At 45.9% G+C, this 14,218-nt stretch carries 10 protein-coding genes; 3 read left to right on the forward strand and 7 right to left on the reverse strand.

Features of this window, described 5'->3' with window-relative positions:
* Positions 1 to 56: 56 nt before the first annotated feature.
* Complete coding sequence (locus ACQCVH_RS20745; RefSeq protein ID WP_426837477.1) at positions 57 to 830, reverse strand: GNAT family N-acetyltransferase; 774 nt, start codon at positions 828 to 830, stop codon at positions 57 to 59.
* A 234-nt stretch (positions 831 to 1,064) separates the two neighbouring features.
* Here ACQCVH_RS20745 and ACQCVH_RS20750 point away from each other — a divergent pair, with 234 nt between their 5' ends.
* Positions 1,065 to 1,475: an ion channel gene (locus tag ACQCVH_RS20750; protein WP_426837478.1), complete on the forward strand. Its 411-nt coding sequence runs from the start codon at positions 1,065 to 1,067 to the stop codon at positions 1,473 to 1,475.
* Between the two features lie 72 nt (positions 1,476 to 1,547).
* Here the strand turns inward: ACQCVH_RS20750 and nhaC are convergent, their stop codons facing one another.
* From nhaC to ACQCVH_RS20780, 6 genes are all read right to left on the reverse strand, one after another.
* Positions 1,548 to 2,969, reverse strand: coding sequence for a Na+/H+ antiporter NhaC (gene nhaC / locus ACQCVH_RS20755; RefSeq protein WP_426837479.1), 1,422 nt, complete (start codon positions 2,967 to 2,969; stop codon positions 1,548 to 1,550).
* Positions 2,970 to 3,419: 450 nt separating this feature from the next.
* Positions 3,420 to 4,415 carry a LacI family DNA-binding transcriptional regulator gene (locus ACQCVH_RS20760; RefSeq protein WP_426837480.1) on the reverse strand — a complete coding sequence of 332 codons (996 nt, stop codon included), beginning with the start codon at positions 4,413 to 4,415 and terminating at the stop codon, positions 3,420 to 3,422.
* A 14-nt stretch (positions 4,416 to 4,429) separates the two neighbouring features.
* Positions 4,430 to 5,224, reverse strand: a complete 795-nt coding sequence (locus ACQCVH_RS20765; protein ID WP_426837481.1) for an alpha/beta hydrolase — start codon at positions 5,222 to 5,224, stop codon at positions 4,430 to 4,432.
* 70 nt (positions 5,225 to 5,294) lie between these two features.
* A complete protein-coding gene (locus ACQCVH_RS20770) occupies positions 5,295 to 6,116 on the reverse strand; it encodes a carbohydrate ABC transporter permease (RefSeq protein WP_426837482.1) in 822 nt (273 codons plus the stop codon).
* Between the two features lie 11 nt (positions 6,117 to 6,127).
* On the reverse strand, positions 6,128 to 7,015 hold the full coding sequence (locus ACQCVH_RS20775) for a carbohydrate ABC transporter permease (RefSeq protein WP_426837483.1): 888 nt from the start codon (positions 7,013 to 7,015) through the stop codon (positions 6,128 to 6,130).
* Between the two features lie 78 nt (positions 7,016 to 7,093).
* Entirely contained in the window at positions 7,094 to 8,341 is a 1,248-nt protein-coding gene (locus ACQCVH_RS20780; RefSeq protein ID WP_426837484.1) for a sugar ABC transporter substrate-binding protein, read from the reverse strand.
* 361 nt (positions 8,342 to 8,702) lie between these two features.
* Between ACQCVH_RS20780 and bglX the strand changes: the two genes are divergently transcribed.
* Positions 8,703 to 10,865: a beta-glucosidase BglX gene (gene bglX / locus ACQCVH_RS20785; protein ID WP_426837485.1), complete on the forward strand. Its 2,163-nt coding sequence runs from the start codon at positions 8,703 to 8,705 to the stop codon at positions 10,863 to 10,865.
* A gap of 16 nt (positions 10,866 to 10,881) precedes the next feature.
* Entirely contained in the window at positions 10,882 to 14,211 is a 3,330-nt protein-coding gene (locus ACQCVH_RS20790) for a GH36-type glycosyl hydrolase domain-containing protein (RefSeq protein WP_426837486.1), read from the forward strand.
* Positions 14,212 to 14,218: the final 7 nt, after the last annotated feature.

Below are 14,218 nucleotides of genomic sequence, written 5' to 3' on the forward strand. Positions count from 1 at the left end.
GGGGTGAAATGGCCGGGAACTAAATAAAGACCCGGCCATATTATATCGCGGGAATTTCAAGTCTGGCCTAAGCCGCCCAGTGCCTTCAATCGCTTCATCGCCGAATGTACAGTCAGCCTGTGATAAGAAATCAGTGTCCCTTTATAAACAGCACCATAAATGCCGTATGGTGTCGGTGAAAGCTGCAGCAGTTCTTCCCTGCTTGTTAATTCAATGATATTTGCTTTCAGCCCCAGTTTTTCCGCCGCGGCTGTGAGGTTGTCTGCCGCAATTTCCACAAACGGGCACTGCGGCATCCGAAGTATTGTCAGCTCTTGGAAAGGCTCCAGCCGCTTCTCCCAGTTATCAGGAAAATAAGGGTCAGTGTCATCTGCAAATTTATGGACCATAAGCTGGAATCCGTAAGGCGCCCGCCCTTTTTCCACAAATCCATGTTTGATGAAAATATCCGCGCTTGGCGTCCAGGAGGTATCCGGATTCGTGATTACGACGACACCTGCTTTCTGCTGCTTTCCGGCATCCTCTAAGCACCGCTCAATCAATTGCGAGGCATAGCCTTTCCCTGTCACATGCACCCACAGGCAATGGATGACAAGATAATTTTCCCCATAGACAGCCCTTGAGGAAAATTCGATCGGCGTATATTCAATGAATCCTGCGTGCTTGCCGTCTTCCATGATTCTTACATATTTCAGGCCCTCCGCAAACCTCTCGGCCAGCCATAGATTTTTATTTTGGTAGCCCCGGGAACCCGGCTTGCTGCGCAGGCAGTAACAGCCTTTGTCCCCAAGACATTCTCCATTTAATTCTCTCAGTTCTGGAGCAGGCATATTTCTTCCCCTCTTTCTCTCTAGTTTGCAAGTATGATGAGAGCCCGGTTTCATCCGTTTTCTTCTCTACTTTTTTCATCCGTACCGCCTCAATACATATTATTTCTTCATATCTGCCTTTTTTCCTCCTTTTACCAGATGAAGGAGCTGTTTACTGGCAGTTCTAACGTTTACCCCCAGCCCATTAAGGTCAAATACATTATATAAGCTGTATGCAAGGAGGTTCACATTGTTTTGAGTTCTGTTCTAACAGGGGCCGCCCTCATTTTTATCGGGGCGAATCTGTATTATTTTTTTGCTAATAAGTCCTATAAGAAGAGCCGCTTCAGCTCTGTCTTATTTTTAAAGCTATTTTTTGTGATGCTTGGCCTCACCATTGGCTTTTCCGTTATTTTCTTCGCCCTTTCACTGGATGATGTGGTACTGCGGATTGGGACACTGGACGGGAAACCGGCAGACCAGTCATTTTGGAATCTGCTCTATTTCAGCGGAGTTACCATTCTATCCGTCGGCTACGGAGACCTGATTCCTGTAGGTTCCCTGCGATTTTTTGCCCTGCTTGAAGCTGCAATCGGCGTCCTCCTGCCGACTGCGTATTTTATGAAAGCGATGGGGTCGTCAGGAGATGAAAAAGAGCAGGATTAGGATAGGCCTATCCATCCTGCTTGTCATAAAGAAAGGCTGCCGGACAAAATCCTCCGGCAGCCTCTTTTTATCTTATGATGCTTCCACAGTTTTCATGGAAGTTTTCTTCTTTGGACGTTCTTTCTCGGTCATGGTCAGCCCGGTGAATCCGTAGAACAGGGATACAAGCGGCGTGATCAGGGCAAGGAAACAGAATGGCAGATATGCCCCTGTTGCAACGCCGAGCGCGCCAGCTGTGTAAATGCCGCTTCCGGTCCATGGGACAAGGGAAGAGCTTTGTGTCCCTGTATCCTCCAATATTCTCGACAGATTTTCAGGCTTGAGGTTAAGCCGTTCAAAAATTGGCCTCATCAGTGTGCCGCCCATGACGGTCGAGAAGTATACCGATCCGCCGATGGCAAGTGTTGCATAGCTGACAAGGATGGTCACAAGGGTCAAAACGCCTGTGCTTTGGATCTTATCCGCAAAAGAAGCAATGAGCGCTTCCAGGACGCCGGATTCAGCAAGCATCCCGCCAAGGCCCAAGGCGAACAGAAACAGCGCGATGAGCGCAAGCATGCTGACAAGTCCGCCGCGCTGAAGCAGGCTGTCGGCCATTTCAATGCCGGATTCTACTCCATAGCCGTTATAAAAAATGCTGATTGTGTCTGAAAAACTGAAGCCCTGGTAAACGATGGCAATGATGCCGCCAACAGCTGCACCGATAAAAATGGCCGGAATGGCCGGTTTTTTCAGCATTAGCATCCCGATCAGGACGATGACAGGAATCATCGGCACAAGACCCAGATTAAATGCTTCAGCCAGATAGGATGTCAGTTCATTTACACTTGCTGCATCCACGGTGGCCCCGCTGTATTTAAAGCCAATAAACGTGAAAATAATCGCCGTGATCAGATAAGCGGGTACAGTCGTCCAGAGCATATGCTTGATATGGCTGAACAAATCTCCGCCTGAGACGGTCGGAGCCAGATTCGTTGTGTCAGACAAGGGCGACATTTTATCCCCGAAATACGCACCGCTAATGATGGCGCCGGCTGTCACGCCGACAGGTATGCCTAATGTCGTCCCTACACCCATCATGGCAATCCCTGCTGTTCCAATGGTTCCCCAGGAAGTCCCTGTTGCCACAGACACCAGTGAACAGAACAAAAGAGTCGTGACCAGGAAGAATTGGGGCGATATGGCTTTAATTCCATAATAAATCAGAGTAGGCACGGTTCCAGATGCAATCCATGCACCGATTAAAATGCCGACGGTTAAAAGAATCAGCGAAGGCTGAAGCGCCTTGCTCATCGATGACAGCATCGATTTTTCCACTTGCTTATAAGAGTATCCCAGCCCCATCATGAAAGGGATCAATACAAGCATACTAATAAACATCAGAATTTGAATCGGTGCATCAAAAGCAAGAATGCCGACCGAGATAACGGCAATTGCCGCAAATAACATCGATAACGCATAAATAAAAGACGGTTTTCTAATATCGGTTTCCAACCAACCACTCCTTACAGTGAATTTGATCTTACAACTGTCCTGGATTGTTTTTTGACAAGAAAGAATAAGATCGTTTGTTTTTGCAGTACGAGGTTTAAATAGGATAAAACAGAGGGCCCAAAAAAGGGCAGCAGCGTGCAAAGCTTGATGTGACAAGCTTTACTTGGAAGGCTATGCAGCGGTGCCTTCTCGCCGACCTAATAAAAAGGTATATAAAAATAATACTATAGTGGAATTTTTCTGTAAATTCCGATATAAGCGCATATTTCATCATGAAACATGGTGAGCCTACCTGAAAGCTTCTTTACGCTGGAATTCTTAATAATGCACCGGTATGGTCCGGGAGACTTCCTAAAACAAAAGGTTTAATTGCAGTATGACACGAAACTTCAAAACAAAGCCCTGAACAAAGAAATTTGTCAGGGCTTAAGAGTTTTCCTTTTCACCTAATTATAAATCAGCATGCTTGACCGATTGCCGTTCTACCAGCTTTGTCGGCAAAGAAAAGAAAGAAGACACCTTCCCGCCCTCCAAAACCTGAAGGATCAGCTGTACAGCCAGCGCCCCTGCTTCGTATTTAGGCTGGGCAATGGTTGTCAGCGGAGGGGATACATATTCTGAAATCTGAATGTCGTCAAATCCAATTACGGAAATATCATCCGGCACTTTCAGCTGATTCTCCTGGAGAGCCTGCAGTCCCCCTATCGCCATCTCATCGTTAGCATAAAAGATTGCCTGCGGCAGATCCTGCTGGGCAATGAGCAGCTTTGTCGCACGATATCCCCCTTCACGGGTGAAATCGCCGGGAATCTTCCACTTCGACTGAAATCCGATCCCATGCTCTTTCAAAGCTTTCATATAGCCCGCGAATCTCTTATTATTATCCAATGAATTAGATGGGCCGCTCACATAGGCAATGGTTTTGTGGCCGCTGTCAATCAAATGTGTGGTCGCCATAAATCCGCCCTGCTCATTATCCACTTCTACATGAAATATATTGTCATTCGGCAGCTTCCGGTCCAGCACTACCAGCGGGAAACAATCTCTGGCAGACTCCAGGGCAATTTGATCGCTGATATTATGCGCCAGAATGATGGCACCATCAACTCTTTTTTCCTTAAGGAATTTGACTGCAGTTGAATTCGCTCCGCCAATTGAACTGCATGCAATTAAATCATATCCATTGGATGTGGCGAAATCCTGTACGCCTTTAATTAACTCAGAATAATAGGGTCCTGATAAATCGCTTAAAATAAGGGCGATCGTATTCGTTTTATCCTTTTTCAAGTCGGAAGCAAGCCCATTCTTCTGATAATTCAGCTCCCTGGCTGCTTCCTCTACCCGCTGTTTGGTTTCTATACTGATTTTACTGCTGTTATTCAGTGCATAAGAGGCTGTAGACACTGCTACGCCCGCCAGCTTTGCTACATCTTTAATTGTTGCCATGCTTATTGCCTCCGTCAGAAACTGCTTGCATCTTCAATAGGCAGCCACCTTAGAATCTTTTGTATTGCCTGATCCCAATACGCCCAATTATGGTCACCCTCCATAAACTCAGACGTGATTGGTATATTTAATTCTTTACACTTCTCATAAAAACGAATGTTATGCTCATAGAGAAAATCCTCTGTGCCGCATGTTTGGTAAAGCAGCGGCATTTCTTTGTCCGATTTCGCCATTTCCTCTAATTTCCATAATATATCGTTCGCCGTCCCCGAGATATCTCCTTCTCCAAAAACAAGAGACAGAGCCTTTGTTTTATCGCTATTTTCTTTTCTGACATTCTCCAGATGGAAGACCATATCAGCCACGCCCGACATAGAGGCTGCCGCTTTGAACATATCAGGGCGGTTCAGCACCCATTTCAGCGCGCCAAAGCCTCCCATAGAGTGTCCCGCAACAAAGTTATCCTCCCTTTTTGAAGATAAGGGGAACATCGCCCGCGCTTTTAGCGGAAGCTCCTCGGTCAGATAGGTCCAATACTTGCCCCCATGAACCATATCCGTATAATAACTGTTGTCTGCCTGAGGCATGACAACAGCCAGGCCAAGCCCTTCCACATATCTTTCCAGCGAGGAAGTCCTTGTCCACGCGCTATGGTCATCACTAAATCCGTGAAGCAGAAACAAAACAGGATACACTTTCCTCCCGCTGCCTTCCTTTAAGCTTGAAACCGTTTCTCCAGGCAAAATCACTTTCATGGAAACTGTTTTCGACAATACTTCTGAAGAAAAGCTGCATTCAATCAGCGGCATTTCCACCACTCCTGTCTATTTATATTACCAATGGATGATTATATATATTTAAAAACGCCTTCTGCCTTACTTATTTAATTCCTGAAACATTGAACCCTTCAACAATATACTTCTGGAAAATCGTGAAAATAATGATGATAGGGATGACCATCAGCGCAGAACCAGCCATCTGCAAACCATAGTTGGTTACATTCTCATCCTGCAGAAGCGATAATCCCACTGATAAAGTATAAAGTGATTCATCATTTGCTACAATCAGCGGCCACAAGAAACTATTCCATGAACCGATAAAGGTCAAGATGACCTGCACAGCAAGAATCGGCTTTGCCAGCGGAATGATGATTCTCATGAATATATAAAACTCCCCTGCCCCATCAAGCCTGGCCGCCTCAATCAGGTCATCAGGGATGGTGACCATAAACTGCCTTATCAGGAAGATATTAAAGGCCGCGATTAAGCCTGGCAGGATAATCCCTGCCATCGTATTCGTCAATCCCATTTCATTCAGGATTAAATAAGTCGGAATCATTGTCACCTGTCCAGGGAGCATCATGGTGACAAGCACCACCATGAACCAGATTTCCTTGCCCCTGAAGCTGAACTTGCCGAACCCATAGCCGGCCATCGTATTGAGCAATAATCCAAACATCGAAAAGAATACAATGATGAGCGTATTCACAAGATATACATCAAAATTCAAATTCTGAAACAATTCAAGATAATGCTCAAAAGTCGGTTCCTTCGGAAACACTGTCGGAGGGATAGCCAGCACTTCTGTTTCATTTTTGAAAGAGCTCAATATCATCCAAATAAAAGGAAGAGCAACAAGCAATCCGCCGATCAGCATGATTCCGATCACGATTGACTTTTCAAATCTATTTTTTAAGGTCATCGAATGCCACCTCACATAGTCTGATCTGATTTTCTAAACTTAAATTGAACCAGTGTAGCAACAATGACAATGGCAAACAGGACAAATGATGCTGCTGCCCCATATCCAAATTCACTGTATTGGAAGCCTTCCTGGTAAATGAACAGGGCAATAGAGTTCGTCCCGTTCAGAGGGCCTCCCTCTGTCATGACAAAAGGCTCTTCGAAAAATTGAAGCCAGCCAATCAATGTCGTGACCGTTACAAAGAAAGTAGCGAAGCTCATTGACGGCAGGGTAATCTTCGTAAGCTTCTGCCAGCGATTTGCCCCATCAATTTCAGCTGCTTCATAATATGTGCGCGGAATTGATTGCAGGGCCGCCAGGAAAATGAGCATGCTGACCCCATTGCTTTTCCAGACCGCTAAAAGGATCAGGGAAAGCTTGGCGACGAAAGGGTCTTCCAGCCATGGCACTGCACTTAAGTTCACGGACTCTAATATATAATTGAACAGCCCGTATTCCTGGTTGTACAGAAAACTCCAGACAACCGCCACTGCCACGATGTTTGTGATGGATGGCATATAATAGATCACACGGAAGGCAGATGACAGCCAGCTTCCGAGCATATTCAGGAAAAAGGCAATGATGAACGAGCTTCCCACAGCGAGCGGAACTCCGATGATTACATAGATAAATGTATTGCCCAAAGATTGCAGAAAAGCTTCATCTTGGAATAATTCCACGAAATTGTCTATGCCGATGAAATTGATATTGGACCAGTTCGCCAGTCCTGCAAGGTCCAAATCGGTAAAGCTTATGCCAAAAGCTATGATGATTGGCAGGAATGCAAACAACATCAGCAATAAGACAGCAGGTCCGATAAAGAAGAACGGTGTAAGCCTAGATTTGTATTTGTGCATGGAAGTCTCCTTCCTCCTACCCTTTATAATAAAGAGGGGCGCAAGCAGATCTGCGCGCCCCTTCTATCTTTCTCTCAATCATTCAGATAAAACCTTGGCCGCTTCCTTCTTATAATCAGCTATGGCCTTGTCGATATCTTTTCCTCCACGATTGATTTCCTCTAATTGAGTGATCAGCTCCTGTCCTAACCTTTCAAATTCAGGTATAAGCGGGAGCGGCTGTGTAGACTCAAGCTGTTCACCGAACGTGCTTACCATTGGGTCATCAGATAAAGCAGGATCTTCCCAGGCAGCCATATTTGCCGGGAGCTCACTGTTTGTTTCATACCACTTTACCTGAGTTTCCGGATCAGCCATCCAGTTGATGAAATCAAGCGCCAAATCCTTTTTGTCAGAATTATGGAAAACAGAGAAATGTGCTCCGCCCATCATAGATTTATTATTTTCAGCCTTTGGCATCACATGTACGTCCCATTTACCTTCAATTTCAGGAGCCCTTTCTTTAATGGTTCCGATATCCCAAGGACCGCTGAAGAACATAGGCTTTGAGCCATCCGCGAATGACTGGAAGAATTCTTTCCCTTTTTCCATCTGTGATAATTTTTCATCATAGAAAAGGTGGTGCAGTTCCACAGCTTCTTTGAATGCCGGGCTGTCAAAGTTTGCAGAACCTTCCCCTGCTTCATAATCCCAGCCCTGCTGCCATGCCAGCATGAACGGGAACTGAGGATCACTCTTAGGCATATCGATGGCATATTGTCCATCGCCGCGGGCAGCCAGTTTCCTTGAAGCATCAATCATATCGTCCCATGTCTCCGGTCCTTCCGGGTAGCCGACTTCACCTAAGATATCAGTCCGATAGAATACCAGGCGCGTATCCACATACCAGGGAATGGCTATTGTCTTATCTTCAAAAGTAGTGGTCCCGATCGCACCTTCATAGAAATTGCCGCTGGCCAGATTTTCATAGTCATCCAGATACTCTGTTAAATCAAGGAATGTCCCTGCTTCAGCAAACTCAGCCACCCAGGTCGTCCCGATTTGCAGAACATCCGGACCTTTTCCTGACGCAACAGCCGTCAGCAGCTTGTCATGCGCATTAGCCCAGGGAATCGTTTGTACTTTAACGGTAACACCCTCTTCATTTTCAAACTCTGTCACAAAATCATCCAGTGCCCCTGACATTGTCCAAACTTCCAGCGTCTTATCGCTTCCTTTGCCATCCCCGCCTGCTTCATCACCAGATGAACAAGCGCCAAGCATGGCAACCAGGCTTACGGCAAGAATTGCTGCTGCCCATTTACTCCAATTCATTCTCTTAACCACTCTCTAACACCCCTTTTAGAAAATTAAGATTCCGGAGAGCCTTCCTCTCCCAAAGAAACCGAGAAATTATTAGTGAAACGTTTCAACAACTAGATTATAAAACAGACTGAAATCGTTTTCAATATATTTTATGTTTTTTTGCAAATTATCTATTAAAACCTTTAAATAATAGCATTGTAGAGAGTTAGTATAAAATTCAGTTTAATTATATTCCTTCTTTTCTATTGAAACGTTTCTCCAAATCTCTTATAGTTATTGGTGAAATCGATTACAATGTTTCACTAAAACAAAACCAATCACACAATATACAGACAGATACCATTTTCTATCGCGTCTGCAGCCAAAGGAGGAATCATCATATATGAAGGACTTGCAGCAATTGGTCAGAGACATGACTTTAGATGAAAAAATTGCTCAGCTAATACAATTAGCAACACCATTTTTTAAAGGTTCAACTGATCAGGGAGAAATAACCGGACCTATGAAGGAAATGGGAGTCTCTACAAAGACAATCGAAAACGCCGGATCTGTTCTTGGCGCATCAGGTGCTAAAAACATCAAAAGCATACAAGAGCAGCATTTGAAGGATAGTCGCTTGGGCATCCCGCTGCTTTTCATGTCAGATATCGTTCACGGGTACAAAACGATCTTCCCTATCCCGCTGGCTATAGGATGTTCATGGGATTTGGAACTGGCTGAAAAAAGCGCGCAGATTGCAGCTCTGGAGGCATCAGTTTCCGGCATCCACGTAACGTTTGCCCCAATGGTTGACCTGGTCAGGGATCCAAGGTGGGGACGTGTGATGGAATCAACAGGAGAAGACCCTTATCTGAACAGCGAGTTTGCCCGTGCCCAGGTGCGCGGTTTCCAGGGCAGCGATCTGACCAATGATCTGGAACGGGTTGCCGCGTGCGTAAAGCATTTTGCTGCATACGGTGCACCGGAGGGCGGACGGGACTATAATACCGTCACGATGTCTGAACGGGATATGAGGGAATCATATCTGCCGGCTTATAAGGCTGCCCTGGATGAAGGATGCGAAATGGTCATGTCTGCCTTCAACACAGTTGACGGGATTCCCGCCACAGGAAACAAGAAGCTGATGCGCGACATACTCCGCGGGGAGATGGACTTTAATGGAGTTCTGATATCTGACTGGGGAGCAGTAAAGGAATTGATTCCCCATGGCATAGCAGAGGATGAAGCAGCCGCTGCTTTAAAAGCAATCCAGGCAGGCATAGACATTGAAATGATGACAACCTGCTATGCGGATCACTTAAAATCTTTCGTGGATAACGGCGATCTGGACGAAGGAGTCATTGATGAAGCAGTGTTCAGGATTTTAAAGCTCAAGGAAAAGCTGGGATTATTTGAGAACCCGTACCGGGGAGCTGATGAACAGCTCGAGAAGGAACTGGTCATGTCAGAAAACCACCGCAAGGTTTCCCGGGAACTTGCAGTAAAGTCAGCGGTGCTTTTAAAAAATTCCGGGAATGTACTCCCGCTGGATAAAGGCACAAAAATTGCCCTGACCGGCCCTCTGGCCGACAGCGGCGACATACTAGGCGCGTGGTCATGGCAAGGATCAAATGAAGACACAGTAACTCTCAAGGAAGGGATCTTGCAGAAAATCGATCCTTCCCTTTTATCCGCGGCTTCGTGCTCCAGTATAGAAGCCATATCACAAAAAGAGGCAGCAGCAGCCATAAAGTCCGCAGAAAAAGCCGATATCATATTGCTTGCCTTGGGAGAAAGCTCAGGAATGAGCGGTGAAGCTGGCTCCCGTGCAAATATAAAGCTGCCTGAAGCGCAACTGGAACTTTTCAGGGAGCTCAAAAAAACAGGCAAGCCGATTGTCGTCATCCTATTTAACGGGCGTCCGCTTGACCTTACTGACATTGCAGGCGAGGCAGATGCCATTTTGGAAGCCTGGCAGCCCGGCACTGAGGGAGGAGCTGCCATCGCAGATATAGTGTACGGGGACGAAAATCCGTCCGGCAAGCTGACAATGTCCTTTCCTTATACAGCCGGCCAGGTTCCTGTCTATTATAATCACTATAATACAGGACGTCCTAAAGACGCACCGGATGCGCAAGAAAGGTATGTATCACAATATCTGGATATTCCGAATAAGCCGCTTTTCCCCTTTGGATATGGACTAAGCTATACCACATACAGCTATAAAAATATTAACATCTCTGCTGATACGCTGGTTAAGGGGGATAAATTAACTGTTTCCGCTGAAATTACGAACACTGGCAGTAAAGCAGGAGAGGAAACGGTTCAATTCTATATCCGTGATGCTGTTGGGGAAGTCGTACGCCCTCTTAAAGAATTGAAAGGGTTTAAAAGGATCGCCCTGGAGCCTGGAGAGACAAAAAGGGCTGAGTTTTTTATAACTGAGGAACAGCTCCGCTATCACCATGCAGATCTCAGCTTCACGAGTGACAACGGACAATTTTTTGCATACATCGGCTCAAGCAGTGATGAAGTAATGACGGTTCCCTTTAAACTGCAATCATAAAAAAGGAGAAGATATAATGAACAGCTCTACTATTAACATACAATCAGGTGATCTAAGCTTCTCTTTTATGAAGAGCGGCGATGTGTTCAAGGTTTCCCATAAAGACACGATGATTAATCAGCTCCTCTCCAATCCGATTGATGGCTCTTTAAACAATATTTATCTGCGTATTTTTAATGAGAGAGAAATTACGGCGATCCCTTTGCTCGGGATCCGCTCTGAATCAGCGGTTTTTGCCTCAGGATCATCCATCAGATGGACAGGGGAGGCAGAAGGCATCCGCTATAAAGTCACTTTTACATTAACGGATAATCAGATCTGGTTCTGGGACGTGACTTTGGAGGGCTCGAATAAAGAAATCGATCTGATCTACGGACAGGATATCGGTCTGGCAGGTGAAGCCGCCGTCCGCTCCAATGAGGCCTACACCTCCCAATATATAGATCATTCTGTTTTCAATGATGGACTAAAAGGATATGTTGTCTGTTCCCGCCAGAATCAGCCGCAGCAGGGACAGTTTCCTTATTTGCAGCAAGGGAGCCTTGGCAGGTCCGCAGGGTTTTCCACCGATGGATTTCAATTTTTCGGTTTATCCTATAAAACAACAGACCAGCCTGCTGCACTGGCAAAGCCTGGTCTGGAAAATAAAGTTTCACAATATGAATTTGCGTACACTGCCCTGCAAACAGAGAAAACCATGCTTAATGGTCAGCAACGCTTTGTTTTTTATGGCCTGTTCAGAGAAAATCATCCTGATGCCGTAACCTGTCTGGAATATAAAGAGGAAATCCAATCTGCCTGGGAACAGCTGAACGGGAAAGAGATAGTTTTGGCAGACCAGATTGAGCGGGTAAAATTATCCAGCAGACTGGGAGCTCCAATTGAAACCACCGGACTTACCCAAGAGGAAATTGATCAATATTTTCCCGGCAGAATATTGGAGGAGAAAAACGGGGATACGCTTCTTTCCTTCTTTACAGATACTTACGAACATATCGTTCTTAAGCCAAAAGAAGAGCTTGTTGAAAGGCCGCACGGCCATATTTTGATGAATGGAAATAACGACAGAGTCCGTGAAGATGTACTCTCTACTACCTCTTATATGTATGGTGTCTTTAATTCTCAGCTTGCCGTCGGGAACAGCTCCATGAATAAGATGATGACCAATGTGCGCAATCCGCTTAACCTGCTGAAAACATCCGGACAGCGCATTTATATTGAGATCGATAACCGCTATCAGCTGTTAACGATGCCTTCACTGTTTGAAATGGGATTCAACTATTCAAGATGGTATTACAAGACAGATGATGAAACTTTCATCATCACTGTATTCACCACAGTCGGCAGCAGGGATGTCCAGCTTGACTTTAAAGCACAGAGCGGAAAATCCTATCGCTATATGGTGACTACCCAGATATCAATGAACCAGAATGAATATGCGGTCCCTTTCCACTACAAACTTGATCATGACATTATCACCTTTACTGCAGCGGATAATGCTGATAGCGCCGGAACATACCCGGATCTTGTCTATCGGCTGACAGTAAGAGGCGCAGACTTTCAGCTGCTTGACGAAAGTGAACTTGCCTCAGGCACAGAATCTGCAGCGTCTCTTGCAGTTATAGAGATAGACTCCGCCAGCGATTGGACTATGCTGATACAGGGAGACTTATCCGGAGATTTTTCTGAATTCGAGAAAAGGGATTTGCCGGAGGAAGCAGCGGGATTCAGGAGCTATTATAAGAGCGTCATGAATGATTTTCATTTATCGCATCCAGAAGGTGATTCTCGGGAAATCGAAAAATTTAATGCATTGGCTCACTGGTATACGCATAATATGCTGGTCCATTTTTCGACACCGCATGGCCTTGAACAATACGGAGGCGCAGCCTGGGGAACACGGGATGTCAGCCAGGGACCTGCTGAATACTTTTTGGCTACCCAGAAGTATGGGACTGTCCGTGACATCATCCTGACAATATATACCCATCAATATAGTGCAACAGGCAGCTGGCCGCAATGGTTCATGTTTGATGAATATACGAAAATTCAGCAGCCGGAAAGCCACGGAGATATAATCGTATGGCCATTAAAGCTGGTCAGTGATTATCTGGAGGCTACAGGAGATTTTTCAATTTTACAGGAACAAATCCCCTATATGGACCAGGAGGCCTTTACATTTACAGAGAGTCACGCTGCATTGCTCGATCACGTTAAAAATCAGATTGCTTATATGGAAAGGCATTTCCTGCACGGCACCTTCCTGCCTTCTTATGACGATGGAGATTGGGATGACACTCTGCAGCCTGCAAATCAGCTGCTGAAAAAATATATGGTCAGCTCCTGGACGGTATCATTGATGTTCCAATCAATAAAGAAGATGGCAGATATGCTCTCAGCTGCAGATGTTCCCGAAGCATCAAAGCTGAGTGAGCTGGCTCAGGGGATTAAGAAAGATTTCAACCGGTACATTTTATCTTCCAGTGTCATTCCCGGCTTTGTTTATATGGAAGACCCGGAGAAAACAGAATTTATGCTTCATCCAACCGATGCCGACACCGGCATCCAATATCGCCTGCTGCCTATGCAGCGGGGCATTATCAGCGAGATCTTCACCCATGAACAGGCAGATGCCCATTATAAGCTGATCAAAGAGCATCTGACCTTTCCGGATGGCGTCCGCCTGATGAACCGGCCGGCCAACTATGCCGGCGGGGTCAGCACCCACTTCAAACGTGCTGAACAGGCATCCAATTTTGGGCGTGAAATCGGGCTGCAGTACGTCCATGCCCATATCCGGTTTGTAGAGGCCCTGGCCAAGCTGGGTGTACAGGAGGAAATATGGCATGCCTTGTCTGTCATCAATCCAATCAGGATCCAGGACGCGGTGCCGAATGCTGCCCTCCGCCAAAGCAACGCATACTTCAGCAGCTCTGACGGAGATTTTGATACCCGCTATGAAGCCCAGAAAGAGTTCAATAAACTGAAAGACGGCACCGTCCCTGTAAAAGGCGGATGGAGGATCTATTCGAGCGGACCGGGCATCTACCTGAACCAGCTCATATCGAATGTTTTGGGAGTCCGCCAGAAAAATGGCCGCCTGGAGCTTGATCCCGTCCTTCCAGACAGCTTGGATGGTCTGGAATTCCGATATAACTTCATGAATAAGCCGATAACATTCATATATCACCTTGCTAAGGGAAAACGGGTTATCCTCATCAACGGGACAGAGGCTGAGGTAGAACCCAGCCCCAATCCTTACCGGGAAGGCGGAGCAGTCATTCCCAAAAAAATACTGGATGACTTGCCAGAAACCGAGAATAACCGTATAGATATCTATATGTAAAAAATCC

The organism is Bacillus infantis, from assembly GCF_050107595.1.
GTDB classification, from domain to species: Bacteria; Bacillota; Bacilli; order Bacillales; family Cytobacillaceae; genus Bacillus_AB; species Bacillus_AB infantis_C.

Excerpts from the sequence above, each read along its gene's own strand:
- ACQCVH_RS20775 (WP_426837483.1), bottom strand. The coding sequence starts at position 7,015 with ATGCACAAATACAAATCTAGGCTTACACCGTTCTTCTTTATCGGACCT.
- ACQCVH_RS20765 (WP_426837481.1), bottom strand. The coding sequence starts at position 5,224 with ATGCCGCTGATTGAATGCAGCTTTTCTTCAGAAGTATTGTCGAAAACA.
- bglX (WP_426837485.1), top strand. The coding sequence starts at position 8,703 with ATGAAGGACTTGCAGCAATTGGTCAGAGACATGACTTTAGATGAAAAA.
- ACQCVH_RS20745 (WP_426837477.1), bottom strand. The coding sequence starts at position 830 with ATGCCTGCTCCAGAACTGAGAGAATTAAATGGAGAATGTCTTGGGGAC.
- ACQCVH_RS20770 (WP_426837482.1), bottom strand. The coding sequence starts at position 6,116 with ATGACCTTAAAAAATAGATTTGAAAAGTCAATCGTGATCGGAATCATG.
- ACQCVH_RS20760 (WP_426837480.1), bottom strand. The coding sequence starts at position 4,415 with ATGGCAACAATTAAAGATGTAGCAAAGCTGGCGGGCGTAGCAGTGTCT.
- ACQCVH_RS20790 (WP_426837486.1), top strand. The coding sequence starts at position 10,882 with ATGAACAGCTCTACTATTAACATACAATCAGGTGATCTAAGCTTCTCT.